The following is a 16,557-nucleotide window of genomic DNA, read 5'->3' as shown; positions in this document are numbered from 1 at the left end:
TTAAAAGCCCAGTTCCTCTCCACAGAGAACTACAGAAATACGTCCTGGCTTCCTGGAAAAACGAGTAACCAGGATCTGGCAGCAGATGCAATCTGGGCTTACACAGTCTGCACACATGCCGGTTTTGGCACAGGGTGTAGACGCATGTACACGTAATGCATTGGGCGGAGCTGCCAAAGTACGCACTCTGCGAATGGCATCCTCTACGTTATCACATAGCTTATTCATGCTGGCTAAGACGATCACATGCTCCGGACCATGGGCGATACATGCTACACGGTTGCTTGCACCATCAATATTAACCAGTTCTCCGGCTTTGGTGAATGCGTTGGTGCTTGTGAGGAAATAATCTGCACATACGATCTTTCCGTACAGTGCACGAGCTTCCTCAGGAGTAGCGGCGTTTTTCCTGTCGATAAATTCATAATTTCCATCTTCAACAGCCTGACAGACGCCAGCTTCATTCATGGATTCAGTGCCGCCCCAGGTAACAGATGCACCTTCAGGGATCATGGACAGGATCTGCGCCTTTGCCTCTTCGGCAGTTTCGCAGTAATATGCATCCATTCCACGTCTGGAAAAATTTTTCTTTAGTGTTTCTGCCACAAGTTTGTGGTGTTCGCTTACATAAGACATTGTCAGCCCTCCTGATTGTTAGATTTGTCCTGAAAAAATGAACAGAAGTAACTATTCAGCAGAAAGTATCCTGCCAGGTGTTTTTGTGGTGCTGAACAGTTACAAACAGATTATAACATGAACCGGTTTTAAGTAAAATACATGACAATAAAACAGTCCAAATAAAAAATTAAATAAATACTAAAATAAAAATCCAAACAAAAACTCAAAACAATAGAACAATAGAAAAATAATACAAGTGAAAATAAAACAATTGCCACAGGCAGGAATGCAGGGTATAATAAAGAGTAAAATGCAATTCAAGGTATTTTTCAATACCGATTATGAATTGAAACAATAAGATTTATTTTAGTAAGGAGAGGAATGTACAATGAGAAAATGGAAGATGGCACTTGCCGGTGTATTAAGTCTGTTTATGGTTGAGGCTCCAGCAGTTTGCAGTATGCCTGTTTATTCTGTTGCAGCGGCAGAGGCCACAGTACAGGATACTGATGTTTTAAAAGGTCTTGTGAAAGAGAATGGCAAATATTACTATTATGTAGATGGAAAGATGCAGAAGGGCTGGCAGAATGTTACCACCACTAAGAGTAATGGTCAATCTGTAACATATCGATATTATTTCGGAGCCAACGGAGCTGCTTATGCTGCAACTCCTAAGCAGAAAACACTGGTTAAGAAGATTCGTGGAAAATACTATGGATTTAACAGCCTTGGAAGGGCAAGAACCAATACTTTCTGTAATGTAAAGCTGAAAAAAGGCAAAAAGACTTTTACATACCGTTATTATTTCGGAGCGAATGGTGCGGCTTATGCAGGCAAGAAGTCTTATGGCACTGCTGAAATCGCAGTTAAAAAGATCAAAGGCAAATACTATGGATTTAATTTAAATGGCAATATGGTAAAAGGTACATGGGTAAAAGGCGGCAAATTCTATGTCTTTGGTAAAAATGGCGTTTATAATGCAAGTCTTTCCAAAAAGCTTCGGGCAGCGGCTGGATATGAAAAGGAAGCATCCACATTGCTTTCGCTGATCGGCAATCCGAAGAAGGTCCAGGTACTGGAAAATACCTGTTATGGAGATGGTACAGAGATGTATTATTATTATGATAATTATTTTGCAGATATTTTTAAATTTAGCGGCACAGGAAAAACCATTGTACTTGGTGTGTCTGCAAAGTAATTTTGTTGATGAACGATAGAGGAGTAAGATGAGCATGAAGAAAAAAAATTTTGCAAAAGGCCTGATTCTGGCATTCTGTCTGTTTTTCGGCATTATGCTTGCAGGTACCCAGACTGCACAGCCGGTTAAAGCTGCTGTAAAGAAAACTACTACAGTTACCAAAGCAAAGAAGCCGGTAAATGGCTGGTATACATTTCCAAGTGGCAGAAAAAGATACTATAAAAATGGGAAATACCTTACCGGATTGAAAAAGGTTCGCAACAAAACCTATCTTTTTAGTAAACGGGGAGTTATGCTGACAGGTACTCAGAAGATCAAGAATAAGGTGTATTATCTGAATGACAAAGGGGTTCTGCAGGTTAAGAAACTGGGAAACAGGTATTTTTATGCCAATGGAAAGAAGATGTCAGATGTAGATGCACAGGATTTTGCCACTCTTCAGACTGCGAAGGAGATCGTCGCACAGATAACGAATTCATCTATGACGTCTGCACAGAAGCTGAAGGTGTGCTTTGACTGGGTGATCAAGAAGCCATACTGGACCTGGCGTACATTCAGCAATTTCAGTGGATGGCCGGCAGTTTATGCTATGGATCATTTCCAGAGAGGCCGCGGCAATTGTATGTCAGATGCAGCAGCTTTTGCATATCTGGCAAAAGCCGTTGGATATAAGCAGGTTTACGTATGCGTAGACAGTACAGGAAGAAACGGAAGCGGACATGCATGGACAGAGATCGGAGGTCTTGCGTATGATCCTTTGTTCGCTGAAGCAAAAAGTTACAGTGCTAATTATGGTGTGCCTTATGGCGTATACAAGCTTTCACCGATTCTTCATATAGCGTTATAAGGAGTTAGAAAATGAAAAAAATTATGGAATTAATGGCGGAAGAGCTTTCCGCAGCATTTGAAAAAGCAGGCTATGATCCGGCATATGGAAGGGTAACAGTATCCAGTCGTCCGGATCTGTGCGAATATCAGTGTAACGGTGCAATGGCTGGCGCGAAGGCATACAAAAAAGCACCATTTATCATTGCTGACCAGGTAGCTGACCAGTTGAAAGACAGCAGGATCTTTTCCATGGTGGAAGTAGTAAAGCCGGGATTTATTAACCTGAAGCTTGATGAAAGTTATTTAGCTTCCTGGCTGAATGAAATGGCTACCCATGAAAAGCTTTCTGTAAATACTGCTGAGCAGCCAAAGACCATCATTATTGATTATGGCGGACCAAATGTGGCAAAGCCTCTTCATGTAGGTCATCTTCGCTCTGCTATTATCGGCGAGAGCATTAAGAGGATCGGCCGTTTTGTTGGACATAAGATGATCGGAGATGTGCATTTGGGAGACTGGGGACTTCAGATGGGATTGATCATCACTGAATTGAAGCACAGACAGCCGGAGCTTGTTTATTTTGATGAGACTTATACAGGAGAATATCCATCTGAGGCACCATTTACCATAGGCGAACTGGAGGAGATCTATCCTTGCGCCAGTGCCAAATCAAAAGAAGATGAAGAGTATCGCAAGGAGGCTCTGGAAGCTACCCATCTTCTTCAGCAGGGCAATCCAGGGTATACTGCATTATGGAATCATATCCTGAACGTTTCTGTAACAGACCTGAAGAGAAATTACGCAAATCTGGATGTTTCTTTTGACCTGTGGAAAAAAGAATCAGATGCACAGCCTTACATTCCTGAGATGGTTCAGCACATGAAGGATGAAGGATATGCTTATGAGGACCAGGGTGCTCTTGTTGTGGATGTAAAAGAAGAATCCGATACTAAAGAGATTCCGCCATGTATTCTTTTGAAGTCAGACGGTGCTTCCCTTTATACAACTACAGACCTGGCAACGATTGTGGAACGTATGAAGCTGTTTAACCCGGATGAGATCCTTTATGTAGTTGACAAGCGTCAGGAGCTTCATTTTATACAGGTATTCCGGTGTGCCAGAAAGACTGGGCTGGTAAAGGAAGATACAAAGCTTTCCTTCCTTGGATTTGGTACTATGAATGGCAAAGATGGCAAGCCTTTCAAGACAAGAGAAGGCGGGGTTATGCGACTGGAGAATCTGATCTCTGAGATTGATGAAGAGATGTTCCACAAGATCGTAGAGAATCGCAGTGTAAAGGATAAGGATGCCCAGGAAACTGCTAAGATTGTTGGACTTTCTGCTATCAAATATGGAGATTTGTCCAACCAGGCTACCAAAGATTATATTTTTGATATTGACCGGTTTACTTCTTTTGAGGGAAATACAGGCCCATATATTTTGTATACGATTGTACGTATCAAATCCATTCTCAGCCGTTTTAAAGAAAACGGAGGAGATCTTGAGGCAGGTACATTGCTTCCGGCAGTGGGAATCAGTGAGAAGAATTTGATGCTTCAGCTTGCCGGATTTGGGGCTACGATTGAAAATGCTTTTGAAGAGAAGGCACCTCATAAGATCTGTGCTTATATTTATGAGGTATCCAATGCATTTAACAGCTTTTACCATGAGACAAAGATCTTAAGCGAAGAAGATCCGATGCGGAAGCAGTCATATATCCGTTTAATTACACTGGCCAAAAGAGTTCTGGAGACTAGCATTGACCTTCTTGGATTTACAGCACCGGATAAGATGTAAAATCGTATTGGCCTTATGTCTGGAATCTGGAGCTTTAAAACTCCGTAAAGACATTTAAAGTACAGTAAAGACATCTGAAATACAGTAAAAATATCTTGCATGGTAATTTTATTCCTGCATGCGAAGGATATTTTTACTGTATTTTTTTCTATTTTTATTAGGATTTTTATACTTCTGTATTTTTCTTAAATATCTGTAAAGCTGCTTTTTCGGGCAGCAGATTTATGCTATATTTATCTCAGGCGAGAAAACTCCCACTTCTATATATTATATCAGCTGGGAGTCAATCCCCCAGCTGATATAGCCTCCGGCAGGATTGCAGAGGTGCGCAGGAGAAGTATGTCATGCAATTGCATGACGCGCACCTCGCAGCAAGAATGCCGAGGCATTCTTGAACTGACAAGCTAGTACAGTGAAAATTAAGGCAAGTCAATATGGCGGTTACTTAATATTCACTGTGCTAGTAATCATCGTATACGGTATTTCACCGTAATTTCCTTATGGGATGCTACATGCTGAATAGTTTCTTTTTATCATTGTGAAGGAAGTGACTGACATAAGACTTACAGGACTTATTTTGAAGGGAAGATATTGTATTCTTGAGCAGATACGTGCCGGAGGGGAAGGAACTCTCTATCTGGCGCGGGATCTGGAACTTGGCTGCTTGTGGGCAGTTAAGGAAATACCTGTTTCACATAAGAAAGAAGCAAAGCTTTTGCGACTGTTGGAGCATCCATATATGCCAAGGATGATCGATTATATTGAAAAAGAAGACTATTGCTATCTTGTGATGGAATTTATACAGGGAAAATCGTTGGAAGAATGGATAAAAGAAGGACGTCGTTTTTCAGAGGAAGAGCTTTTGTCTTTTGGCATAATGATCGCACAGGTGTTGGGATATCTGCATAGTCGGAAGCCACCTGTATATTACGGGGATCTGAAGCCTGGAAACCTGATGCTGACAGAGAACGGGAAGCTGTATCTGGTGGATTTTGGAAGTGCTGTCCAGAGTTATTGCAGGCAGCAAAAAGAGTGCTGGGGAACCATGGGTTATGCTTCGCCAGAGCAGATGAAGGGACAGATCTGTGAAAAAAGCGATATTTTTACCATGGGGAAAACATTACAGGCATTGCTTACTGCGAATCTGGCGAAATATATCATGTATGATCCGTTGTTTCTATGGTTCCTTTTTCGCTGTTGCAGAAAAAAAGAAATCTACAGATATAAAAATATGCAGGAAGTGGAAAAAGTATTGAAGAGAATCCAAAAGAAAAAAGGAAAAGGCAGATATGCCATGGCAGTAGCCGGTATTACAGTCCTTGGACTTGTTGCTTTTGGAATTTTGCTGACTGGGGAATCGAAAATTCCAGAGTTCAGGGAGCGATTAACACAGGTAACAGATGTATATTATCAGATGGAATTTCAAAATGAAACCAGGAACAAAAGAACAGAAGCAGTGAAGAAAGTCAGAGATCAGCTGCAGGAAATGCTTACATTATATACAAAAAAAGACGAGCAGGAGCATGTGTTGCAAATGCTCCGGGCAAATGAGGAATTGTTGGAACTTTTGGAATCAGAAAAGGGACAGGAAGGTGGAGGTCAATGAAAAGCTACAGGATATGGTTAAGCATAGCTGCAATATTGTTTATAGGAAAAATGTTTGGTACAGTCTGGACACAGGCAGAAGATTTGGGAGGCTTTGATGTAAGTGTTTCAGAAGGGGAAAACTGGTCGTTACCGGACAATTGGCAGGAAAATACTTCTGGATGGGAAGAAGAGGCGGATACCAAAAGTACTGCAGAGTCGGAAAACGAATCATTTGCCCAGGGCAATAAGATAGAAAATTCTGTTGGAGAAAGTGAGGATATATTTTCATCTACAGCAGAAAGTATACAGCAAAATAATCAGCAGCAAAACAATCTGCAGAATAGCAACGATCAGGACATTAACGATCGGGGCAATAACAATCAGGAAAGTAATAATCAGGAAAGTAACCATCAGGAAAGTAACTATCAGAACAGTAACAATCAGGAAAATAACAATCGAAGCAGTAACAATCAGAATAATAAGATGAATAATAATAATCAGAATAATAACCAGAACAGTACTAAGCAGAGAAGCAATCGTCAGGAGAATGATGGACAGGACAGTGTGCAGCCAGCTCACAAGCAGCAATCACTGATACAAAGACTATCAGAAGAAAAATCAGGAGAACCCAAAATACCAGAATCAAAAGAAACTGGAAAAATCGCTGAAGGGGAATTAGAACCAAAAGTTTATGTCAGTCAAGAAGAAAGACAAAAAGCAAAAGAGCAGGATCGGGCTGTGAATTTCCGAAGAACAAAAGATATGACATTTTTTCATAAGAAACAGGCAGACAAAAAGGACATTCTATATCTCACTGTAACCAGGCTGAACATCCATCAGATCCTGTCTGTACGGCTAAACGGAAAGGAGTGCAGATGGAACAGGGAAGGGAGCCGTATAGTGCTGGAAGACAGACCGGAACAGGGGAAAAACAAAGTAGAAGTGCGATTCTTTCTGGAAGATGGGCAGGTCAGAGGCATGGCGCCCTGGATTTTTACATGTGACTAGAGAATTAAATATCCGGAGAATATGTTTAAGCAGCTTATCTGTATCAGCTGCATTAACTTATCTGTTGGAAATGTAGAGAAAGAATGGTATAATCATGTCTGTTAATAAATGTATGAAATACTAACGGAGGAACATATGTACAAAGCCATTTTATTTGATCTGGATGGAACATTAACAGATTCTGGGGAAGGGATCATGAAAAGTGTGCAGTATGCACTGGAAAAGCTGGGAAAGCCGGAAGATGATCTGGAAAAATTACGGGTGTTTGTAGGCCCTCCACTGATGGAAGAATTTATGGAATATGCAGGCGTTGATGAAGAAGCTGCACGGCAGGGAGTGACCTATTACAGAGAAAGATATGCACCAATAGGTGTTTTTGAGAATAAAGTATATCCGGGGATCAAGGATATGCTGGTGCAGCTGAAAAAGAAAGGATATCTTCTGGGAGTTGCCTCTTCTAAGCCTGAATATTTCGTGAAGCAGGTACTGGAGCATTTTGAACTGGATGTATATTTTGATCAGATGGTGGGCAGTGAACTGAATGGTGGAAGATCCAAAAAATCGCAGGTTGTGGAAGAAGTGTTGCGGCGCTTCCATCTGGAGAATCACAGAGATCAGGTGATCCTTGTTGGAGACAGGGAATACGATGTGTTAGGAGCAAGAGAGGCAGGGCTTGACTGCCTTGCAGTATCTTATGGCTATGGTTCCGTGGAAGAACTGACAAAAGCAGGACCTTTGAAAATTGCAGGCTCTGCAGAAGAGGTGCTGGATTTTTTCGAATAAGCCCCCGCAGGAAACTAAAAATGCCGATGCAGATCTGGAGAGCAATTTATCCCATGGGGATTCATTTTGGAATATCACAGATCGTGGCTTATGCAGGCTTGTATTTCCTTGTATTACGAAACGGGGGAAATAAAGATGCTTATTATGGACAGGTAATGATGCTTACCGGCCTTACCGGTCTTCTGGCTTTGATTCCTACTTTGTTTTTTTATAAAAAAGACCTGGCAGCGAGAAAGTATGGAGGAATCCTTAAGGAAAAAAGAACAAGAAAGCTTGGATTTTGGGAAGGCATTTTATTGTTCTTCATGGGAGGTGCCCTTGCTCAATACATTAACATGATTGTAAATATTCTCCTTATGGGGTCTGATGCCAGTATGAAATATCAAAATACAGTGGAAAGGATGACAGGTGGAAAGACTTTACTTTCAATGATCCTGTGGATTGGTATTGTGGCTCCTTTGGCAGAGGAGGCTATTTTCCGATGGCTGGTATTCTTAAGATTTCGTGATAATCTACGGTTGATCACAGCTGCTATATTATCAGGTGTTATGTTTGGAATTTATCATGGCAATCTGGTACAGGGGATTTATGCCAGCATTCTTGGTACTGTGTTTGCACTTCTACTGGAGTGGAGCGGCAGCTTATGGGGAAGTGTACTCCTTCATATGGGAGCCAATATCTGGAGTCTTATAAGTGGAACTGCAGCAGCCTATATTATGGAAAATGAGGAAAGAATCATGGCATGGGGCATGCTGGCTTTAGGATTGTTGATTCTGACTGTTTTTGGAATGCGATATTTTTATAAGAAGTATACAGGACGAAATAGGATAAGAGAGATATAGGGAATATCCGAAAGCTGAAGGAATGTGAAAAGGAAAGCGAAATTGACTTGCAAAAGAGAAGGAGATTTCCAGATTGACAGGTAATAGAACTGCTGTCAGGTATGTTTTAGAGTACATATCTGGCAGCAGTTTTTCTCTGGAGATCTTTTTGCAGAAAGAACCTGATGATAGAGGTGTTCCTTCTGGAAACGTTTTTTTAGATTTTTTTTATAAAATTTTAATAAGGCGAAGCCTTGTGTTAGGAATGGCAGAATGGTATCATAAGTGTATTAAGACGATTAACACACTAGCAATAGAATCAATATCAGTGATGGGAGTTAATTTGTAGTAGAAAGGAGTTGCCTATGATCGTACTTGATTATCATGACCGGCGGCCAATCTATGAACAGGTCACAGAAAGATTCAGACAGCTCATTTTAAGTGGGGCGCTGACAGCAGGAAGCCGTCTTCCATCCGTGCGGCAGCTTGCTATGGAATTGTCCATTAATCCTAATACGATCCAGAGGGCTTACATGCAGCTGGAGCAGGAAGGGCTGGTCTATCCAGTAAAAGGAAAGGGGAACTTTATTGCAGACAGTACCAGTATCAAGCGGATCAGCAAGAAGGCTTACACCCAGGAGATGCGTGAACTGATCTATAAAGGACAGACGCTGGGCTATGACGAAGAAGAATTGACAGAATTAGTTCGGGTCTGTTACAAGGAGGGAATAAAATGATAGAAGTGAATCAATGCAGCAAGAAATTTGGCATGCTTCAGGCTGTCAATAAGGTATCCCTTCAGATCGGAAACAGAGAGGTCTTTGGTCTGGTGGGAAGCAATGGAGCCGGGAAAAGTACCTTGCTGCGTATGATGGCAGGGATCATACGTGGGGATGAAGGGAATATTCTGGTAGATGGTACAGACGTTTACGAAAATGAGAAAGCCAAAAGCAGCATATTTTATATTGCAGATGACAGTTATTTTCCGGCTAATTTTACACCAAGGGAGATGGCTGTTTATTACAAAAATGTCTATCCTTCATTCCGGATGCAGAAGTATGAGAAGTTGATGAAGCAGTTTCATCTGGATGAAAGAGGAAAGATCAACAGGTTTTCAAAAGGAATGAAGAAACAATTGCTTGTGATCCTGGGGATTGCTGCAGGCACTAAGTACATGTTGTGTGATGAGACCTTCGATGGACTGGATCCGGTGATGCGGCAGGCTGTCAAAAGCCTATTTGCAGCAGAAATCATGAACCGGGATTTTTCACCGGTGATTGCTTCCCATAATTTACGGGAATTAGAAGATATCTGTGATCATGTAGGGCTTCTGCACCAGGGAGGGATTCTTTTGTCACAGGATCTTGAAGAACTGAAATTCCATATACATAAAGTTCAATGTGTCCTTTCCGATTCGCAGAAAGAAAAAGAACTGGCGAAAGAACTGGACGTATTGAGTATCCAGCATCAGGGATCGCTTCTTCTGATCACAGCAAGGGGAACACGCACAGAAATTATGGAAAGGATCCAGGCAAAAAAACCGCTTTTCTGTGAGATTTTGCCTTTAACCCTGGAAGAGATTTTTATCAGTGAAACGGAGGTTGCAGGCTATGAAATTAAAAATATATTCTGGTAAACAGATTAAAATGAATATAAAAGAGCAAGTATGGATCCCAGTGATCCTGCTGATCGGTTTTTTTCTGGCTTTTCCTGTAGCCGAACTTCTGATGATGGGTAATTGGTTTGGTATGAATTACACTTATGATCAGCTCCAGATCCTTTATGAAAACCTGTGGAAAGACGGGTTCCTCAGGACAGGCTTTGCAATTACGGTGATTGCTGCATTGCTGAACAGCGTCAGTGAATTCTGGTATCTTTATTCATCAAAGAAAGTGGATTTTTACCATTCCATTCCTGTGAAAAGATCCAGGATGTTCTTTTCTAGAATGTTTACAGGGATCATATTCTTTGCAGGACCATATTTGCTGATGGAATTTCTTACAGTATGTATTGGCGCAATGCGAGGGTGTTTCAGCTTACATTTAATGAAGCTGGCATTTTATATGTTCCTGATACATTTGATCTGTTATCTGCTGATATATTTTGCTATTGTACTGGTGATCTGTATTACTGGTAATTTTCTTATGGGCGGGCTTTGCTTTGTTGGAGTTTTTCTGTATGGAACTGTGCTTTCAAGTCTGATCACGGGATATGAAGAAACCTATTTCAGAACCTATGCCCGAATGTTATACGGAGTGTGCAAGGTTTTAAAAAGAGATGTATCGCCACTTTTTCTGGGAAATGAACTGGTAGATAAATACAGCCAGGGTGAACTGAAAGGATTTCTGTTTCCTGTTTTGTGCGTGGTACTGGTTTTGACAGCTGCGTCCTTTTTTGCTTACATAAAAAGACCGTCTGAACGTACTGGTGAAGCTTTGATCTATCCTTTTACACAGGTGGTGATCCGTATTCTGGTGGTGATCCCCACTGGTCTTGGCACCGGACTGTTCTTTTCCCTGTTTCCGGAAAACACTTCATCCAGGGATGCCTGGGAGATTTTTGGATTGCTGGTAGGAGTAATATTGTCCTACAGTCTTCTTGAAATCGTTTATCAGATGGATTTTCGGAAAATATATGTCCATTGGGTACAATTGATCCTGTGTGGGGTTTTGGCGATTCTGATGGCAGCAGGATTTAAAACAGATGTAATCAGGTATGACAGGTATTTTCCGAAAAGCGGACAGGTAGAAATGATCAGCTGGAATGGTGTTAATATGGAGTCCAGCGATTATGCGGAAGAAAAAGCAGATGGTCGTTATGTGATTGGTACTAATAACGTGGAGGCCATGATTGATCTGGGGAATTCTGAGGATCTGCTGCAGGCAGTGAAAAAAGCAGCAGATCGTACTTATAAAAATATAAAGAATAATGTTGGTAAAGAAGACCTGGAAGAGTCAGGAAGAATGGTAACTTTCGGGTTTACCATGAAGTCCGGTACAACCATTTACCGGAATTATATTGTAGACAGTCAGATCCTTAAGGATATTTTACAGGCGGCATACCGGGAAGGCGACTATAAAAAGGACAGGTATTCCATTTTGAACATTGATTCTAAGTATCTGTTCAGTATTACCGGTATATTCGGAGATGGTGTTTATACTACCCTTTGGGAAAGGGATAAAGAAAAAAGAACAGAGTTTCTGGAGGCATTGCGGCAGGACATCCTGGAGGCAGATGCAGAAATTCTGACAGGACAGCCTTGCGGAAAACTTTATCTGAGCTTTGGACAGATTCCCCAGGAGAGAACCCCTGATAATATGGTGCCGGATGGAAGAGAATTTTTAAGCGGTGCAGGAGGCATGGTCTATATGTTCCCCCAGTTCAGCCGTAGTCTGGCGCTTCTTGAAGAAGAGGAGGATCTTTCCATATCCCTTCAGGATGTTGATGTTGAAAGTGCCGATGTGGTATTTGACCTTTCAGAAGATGCCACCGTTTTATCTGATCCGGTACAGTATACAGGAAAAGAAGAATTGACAGAATTAAAGAATATACTGATTCCACCAGAACTGGTTCCGGAATGGGAAACCTTTAATTCTCCATGGGCAGACCTTACACTAAACATTCGCGGTAAAGAGGCTGTGGAGGGATGGGCTATCCGTCCAGGAGAGAAGACTCCGGAATTTATCTTATTAGATCAGGAGCGTGCCCAGGAGGGTATCCTGGGGGAGAATGAAAGCGAGGACAGTACTGATCTGACAACGAATCTGGAAGATACAACAGATACTGAGGTAATGGATATTTATGAGTAAAAGTAAAAAGTCTGAAAAAACACAAGTACGTTTGGATCGTTTCCTTGCAGATGCAGGGGCAGGAACCCGCAGTGAAGTCAAAAAAATGATACAAAAAGGCAGGGTGCTGGTGAATGATCAGCCAGCATCCGGTCCGGAACAGAAAATCAGCCCGGATCTGGACAGAGTTTTGCTGGATGGAAAGGAGCAGACGGAAGCACCGAATTTCTTATATTACATTCTGAATAAACCGGCTGGTTATATCAGCGCTACAGAAGATTCAAAAGATAAAACCGTTATGGATCTGCTTCCGAAGATCGCAAGGAGAAATCTTTTTCCAGTAGGACGACTGGACAAGGATACAGAAGGCCTGCTTCTGATCACAGATGACGGAGCGCTGGCACATGAGTTGCTTTCTCCGGCAAAACACGTGGATAAAACCTATTATGCAAAAGTGAAAGGAGTGGTCACAAAAGAGGATCAGGAGGCTGTAAAAAATGGTGTGGACATTGGGGAAGCAAAGCTTACCATGCCGGCAAAACTGGAAATCCTGAATACAGACGGGGAATACTCAGAGATTCTTCTGACTATCCGTGAAGGGAAGTTTCATCAGGTAAAGCGGATGATGGAAGCAGTAGGCAAAACAGTGGTATACCTGAAACGTCTTTCCATGGGTGGACTGGTTCTTCCAGAAGATCTTCCCATCGGCCAGTGGCGTATGCTTACTACAGAAGAACGCAAAATCCTCAAAAGACTGTAAAAACAGCATAAAATTTTGAAAAATCCTCTTTACACCAGCGTTTTTCTTATGTTATAATACAACGGTTGTTAAAATTAAACACGCACGGTGATTCTCATGGATGGTGCCCTACGGTGTGTGGTTGGGTCCGGACGGAAGGCGACCTGTGCGGAAGAAAAAACCAAAAAAGGAGATTACAACAATGAGCGTTATTTCAATGAAACAGCTTTTGGAAGCAGGTGTTCATTTCGGACATCAGACAAGAAGATGGAACCCTAAAATGGCTCCGTACATCTACACAGAGAGAAACGGTATCTATATCATTGACTTACAGCAGTCTGTAGGCATGGTTGATGATGCATACAATGCAGTTGCTGATATCGTAGCTAATGGCGGAAACATTCTGTTCGTTGGTACAAAGAAACAGGCTCAGGATGCGATCAAGACTGAGGCTGAGCGTTGCGGACAGTTCTATGTAAACGAGAGATGGTTAGGTGGTATGCTTACCAACTTCAAGACTATCCAGAGCCGTATTGCAAGACTGAAAGAGATCGAGACAATGGAGTCTGACGGAACATTTGATGTTCTTCCAAAGAAAGAAGTTATCGCTTTAAGAAAAGAACTTGATAAATTACAGAAGAACCTTGGCGGTATCAAAGAGATGAAGAGAATCCCGGATGCAATCTTCGTAGTTGACCCGAAGAAAGAAAGAATCTGCATTCAGGAAGCACATACATTAGGAATCCCGCTGATCGGTATCTGCGATACAAACTGTGATCCGGAAGAACTTGACTATGTAATTCCAGGTAATGATGATGCTATCCGTGCTGTCAAATTAATCGTTTCCAAGATGGCAGACGCTGTTATCGAGGCTAATCAGGGACAGGCAGATGTTGACGGAGAGATCCAGGCAGAGTCTGAGGAGTTTGCAGCTGAGGAAGCAGCAACAGAGGAATAATTGTCAGGCCGGGGAACGGCAAAGACAGATGATCGAATAACAGGAGGAAAATACAATGGCTATTACAGCAGCACAGGTAAAAGAGTTAAGAGAAATGACCGGCGCCGGAATGATGGATTGTAAGAAAGCTCTTACAGCTACAGAAGGCGATATGGATAAAGCAGTAGAGTTCCTTCGCGAGAAAGGTCTTGCTACCGCTCAGAAAAAGGCAAGCCGTGTTGCAGCAGAGGGTCTTTGCAAGGCTCTTGTTGCAGAGGATGGCAAGAAAGCAGTTGTTGTTGAGGTTAATGCTGAGACAGACTTTGTTGCAAAGAATGAGAAATTCCAGGGCTACGTTGCTGATGTTGCAGCACAGGCACTGAATACAGAAGCTGCTGATATTGATGCTTTCCTGGCAGAGCCATGGACACTTGATACCACAAAATCTGTAAAAGAAGCTCTTGCAGCTCAGATCGCTGTTATTGGTGAGAACATGAACATCCGTAGATTCGCTCAGGTAAAAGAGGACAATGGTTTCGTTGCTTCCTACATTCACATGGGTGGTAAGATCGGAGTTCTTGTTGATGTTGAGACAGATGTTGTTAACGATGCCATCAAAGAAATGGCTAAAAATGTTGCAATGCAGGTTGCAGCTCTTAAACCGCTTTACACAAGCGACAGCGAAGTAAGCGCTGACTATATCGAGCATGAAAAAGAGATTCTTCTGGCTCAGATCCAGAACGACCCGAAGGAATCCCAGAAGCCTGAGAAGGTTATCCAGGGTATGATCCAGGGACGTATCAAGAAAGAGCTGAAAGAAATCTGCCTTCTTGACCAGGTATACGTAAAAGCAGAGGATGGAAAGCAGACTGTTGGCAATTATGTAGCACAGGTTGCTAAAGAGAACGGCGCTAAGATCACAATCAAGAGCTTTGTTCGTTACGAGACTGGTGAAGGTATCGAGAAGAAAGAAGAGAACTTTGCAGAGGAAGTTGCAAAACAGATGGGTAAGTAATCCATTAGCTTAAGTTTTCATTATATTATTTTAATAAGTCTAAATTTAAGTATTTAAAGGCCCTGAAAGCCTTATAAACACTACGTTTCACAGTGATTATAAGGTTTTCGGGGCTTTTTTCTATATTTTTCTAAAAAAGTCCTAAATACCGCCAAGCATCGCTGGAAATCACCAAGAATCTTCTAAAATTGAGTATTGAGTAAGGAAAAACTGAGTAAAAGCAAAGGCTTGCAATCTTCAGCGAAGTTACTCAAATTATCAGCGGTTTCATCAGATCACCATAATTTTCAAAAAACAAATTATAAACTTAAAAACCAATTTTATAAGGAGGAGATCAGTATGGCAAGTACAGCGATAGGCGCAGCTGGCGAGGATGCTCGCACAATAACTTTTATGAACAAAGAACATAAGGAGTTCTATTTGGAATATCTGCCAAAATGCAGATGGAAAGATGTATATCACAAAGCATTGGTATATTGTCTTGGAATCGACAGAGATACACGAAAACACGTTAACAGAATTTATGATTTTAAAAATGGCAGTGTGAAGCCAGAATGTCTGCAGGAAGGATGGCAGACAAGTGGTAGTGTCAGAGTTGTACGCATGGCATTTAATCTCTACTGCAACGGTACACCCAGTGTCTATGACTATGAAGATGCGGAAAAGCAGTTATCGGAGTGCAGCTGTTATACAGTAGAAGATCTGTTTTGCTGTGGGTATGCAAAATTCTTTTGGGAGGCAATAAAGATACGTTATCCGGAGTATTGCTCCTAAAAATGATTGGAGGTCAAAAATGCTGAAAATCAGATTACAGGGAACAACAAATGAACTGAAATGGTTTCGAAAAATATTGGAAAAGAATAGTAACTTTGAAATTTTAAGTATATCAGAGCCTTATGCAAATAAGGGAACAAACAAATATTTTCGTGTGTATGTAGACGTCGAAAGAATCAGACATTAGGAGGAAAAGTTATGTGCAGAGTAATCGCAATCGCAAATCAGAAAGGTGGAGTGGCAAAGACCACTACCACTATCAATCTTGGAGTAGGACTGGCCAAGGAAGGAAAGAAAGTTGTACTGGTTGACGCAGATCCACAGGGGCATTTGACAATGGGGCTTGGATTTCCAAAGAATTTGAGAGTGACACTGAAAACAATGATGGAAAATATTATCATGGGATTAGAGTTTGATCCCAAGGAGGCCGTTTTACATCATGCGGAAGGAATAGATGTGATTCCATCTAACAAACTACTTTCGGGAATGGATATGTCATTGTTCACAGTAGAGGACAGAGAAAAAGTTTTAAAGGAGTATTTGGAACTTCTGGAACAGGAGTATGACTATATTTTAATTGACTGTTTATGTGGTTAACCACATAAACAATCTAATGCGGAGTAAATTATTATGCTGATTAACTTTTGAAATACCCCATATTTAT

General features: G+C 41.5%; 18 protein-coding genes. 17 read left to right on the top strand and 1 reads right to left on the bottom strand.

Annotated elements, in window-relative coordinates; genetic code table 11:
* A complete protein-coding gene (locus tag G5B11_RS12675; RefSeq protein WP_173728469.1) occupies positions 1-636 on the bottom strand; it encodes a lactate utilization protein in 636 nt (211 codons plus the stop codon).
* Positions 637-1,006: 370 nt separating this feature from the next.
* On the opposite strand from G5B11_RS12675, the gene G5B11_RS12670 reads away from it, so the two are divergent.
* From G5B11_RS12670 to G5B11_RS12590, 17 genes are all read left to right on the top strand, one after another.
* Positions 1,007-1,816: a hypothetical protein gene (locus G5B11_RS12670; RefSeq protein WP_173728467.1), complete on the top strand. Its 810-nt coding sequence runs from the start codon at positions 1,007-1,009 to the stop codon at positions 1,814-1,816.
* Between the two features lie 34 nt (positions 1,817-1,850).
* Positions 1,851-2,663, top strand: coding sequence for a transglutaminase domain-containing protein (locus G5B11_RS12665; RefSeq protein ID WP_173728465.1), 813 nt, complete (start codon positions 1,851-1,853; stop codon positions 2,661-2,663).
* An 11-nt stretch (positions 2,664-2,674) separates the two neighbouring features.
* Positions 2,675-4,441 (top strand): arginine--tRNA ligase, encoded by a 1,767-nt coding sequence (argS, locus tag G5B11_RS12660; protein WP_158422240.1) that lies wholly within the window; start codon positions 2,675-2,677, stop codon positions 4,439-4,441.
* A 547-nt stretch (positions 4,442-4,988) separates the two neighbouring features.
* Positions 4,989-6,047 carry a serine/threonine protein kinase gene (locus tag G5B11_RS12655; RefSeq protein WP_173728463.1) on the top strand — a complete coding sequence of 353 codons (1,059 nt, stop codon included), beginning with the start codon at positions 4,989-4,991 and terminating at the stop codon, positions 6,045-6,047.
* Positions 6,044-7,036 carry a hypothetical protein gene (locus tag G5B11_RS12650; protein ID WP_173728461.1) on the top strand — a complete coding sequence of 331 codons (993 nt, stop codon included), beginning with the start codon at positions 6,044-6,046 and terminating at the stop codon, positions 7,034-7,036. The genes G5B11_RS12655 and G5B11_RS12650 overlap by 4 nt, the downstream gene beginning before the upstream one ends.
* A gap of 135 nt (positions 7,037-7,171) precedes the next feature.
* Entirely contained in the window at positions 7,172-7,819 is a 648-nt protein-coding gene (locus tag G5B11_RS12645; RefSeq protein ID WP_173728459.1) for an HAD hydrolase-like protein, read from the top strand.
* Positions 7,820-7,839: 20 nt separating this feature from the next.
* Positions 7,840-8,661, top strand: coding sequence for a CPBP family intramembrane glutamic endopeptidase (locus G5B11_RS12640; RefSeq protein WP_244093010.1), 822 nt, complete (start codon positions 7,840-7,842; stop codon positions 8,659-8,661).
* A 73-nt stretch (positions 8,662-8,734) separates the two neighbouring features.
* Positions 8,735-8,989, top strand: coding sequence for a hypothetical protein (locus tag G5B11_RS12635; protein WP_158422236.1), 255 nt, complete (start codon positions 8,735-8,737; stop codon positions 8,987-8,989).
* A gap of 16 nt (positions 8,990-9,005) precedes the next feature.
* On the top strand, positions 9,006-9,377 hold the full coding sequence (locus tag G5B11_RS12630; RefSeq protein ID WP_158422235.1) for a GntR family transcriptional regulator: 372 nt from the start codon (positions 9,006-9,008) through the stop codon (positions 9,375-9,377).
* Complete coding sequence (locus tag G5B11_RS12625) at positions 9,374-10,276, top strand: ABC transporter ATP-binding protein (protein ID WP_158422234.1); 903 nt, start codon at positions 9,374-9,376, stop codon at positions 10,274-10,276. The genes G5B11_RS12630 and G5B11_RS12625 overlap by 4 nt, the downstream gene beginning before the upstream one ends.
* On the top strand, positions 10,251-12,449 hold the full coding sequence (locus G5B11_RS12620; RefSeq protein ID WP_173728458.1) for a DUF6449 domain-containing protein: 2,199 nt from the start codon (positions 10,251-10,253) through the stop codon (positions 12,447-12,449). The genes G5B11_RS12625 and G5B11_RS12620 overlap by 26 nt, the downstream gene beginning before the upstream one ends.
* On the top strand, positions 12,442-13,188 hold the full coding sequence (locus G5B11_RS12615) for a pseudouridine synthase (RefSeq protein WP_173728456.1): 747 nt from the start codon (positions 12,442-12,444) through the stop codon (positions 13,186-13,188). The genes G5B11_RS12620 and G5B11_RS12615 overlap by 8 nt, the downstream gene beginning before the upstream one ends.
* A 181-nt stretch (positions 13,189-13,369) precedes the next feature.
* A complete protein-coding gene (gene rpsB, locus G5B11_RS12610) occupies positions 13,370-14,125 on the top strand; it encodes a 30S ribosomal protein S2 (protein WP_158422230.1) in 756 nt (251 codons plus the stop codon).
* Positions 14,126-14,180: 55 nt separating this feature from the next.
* Positions 14,181-15,119 (top strand): translation elongation factor Ts, encoded by a 939-nt coding sequence (tsf, locus tag G5B11_RS12605; protein WP_173728454.1) that lies wholly within the window; start codon positions 14,181-14,183, stop codon positions 15,117-15,119.
* 339 nt (positions 15,120-15,458) lie between these two features.
* On the top strand, positions 15,459-15,893 hold the full coding sequence (locus G5B11_RS12600) for a DUF6075 family protein (protein ID WP_118608517.1): 435 nt from the start codon (positions 15,459-15,461) through the stop codon (positions 15,891-15,893).
* A gap of 19 nt (positions 15,894-15,912) precedes the next feature.
* Positions 15,913-16,080, top strand: a complete 168-nt coding sequence (locus tag G5B11_RS12595) for a DUF3970 family protein (RefSeq protein WP_118608518.1) — start codon at positions 15,913-15,915, stop codon at positions 16,078-16,080.
* Between the two features lie 11 nt (positions 16,081-16,091).
* Positions 16,092-16,490, top strand: a complete 399-nt coding sequence (locus tag G5B11_RS12590; RefSeq protein ID WP_244093009.1) for an AAA family ATPase — start codon at positions 16,092-16,094, stop codon at positions 16,488-16,490.
* Positions 16,491-16,557 lie beyond the last annotated feature (67 nt).

This window comes from Blautia glucerasea (genome assembly GCF_013304385.1).
GTDB classification, from domain to species: domain Bacteria; phylum Bacillota; class Clostridia; order Lachnospirales; family Lachnospiraceae; genus Blautia_A; species Blautia_A ammoniilytica.
The sequence above is the reverse complement of the archived record's forward strand: the minus strand, read 5'-3'. Positions and strand labels throughout refer to the sequence as shown.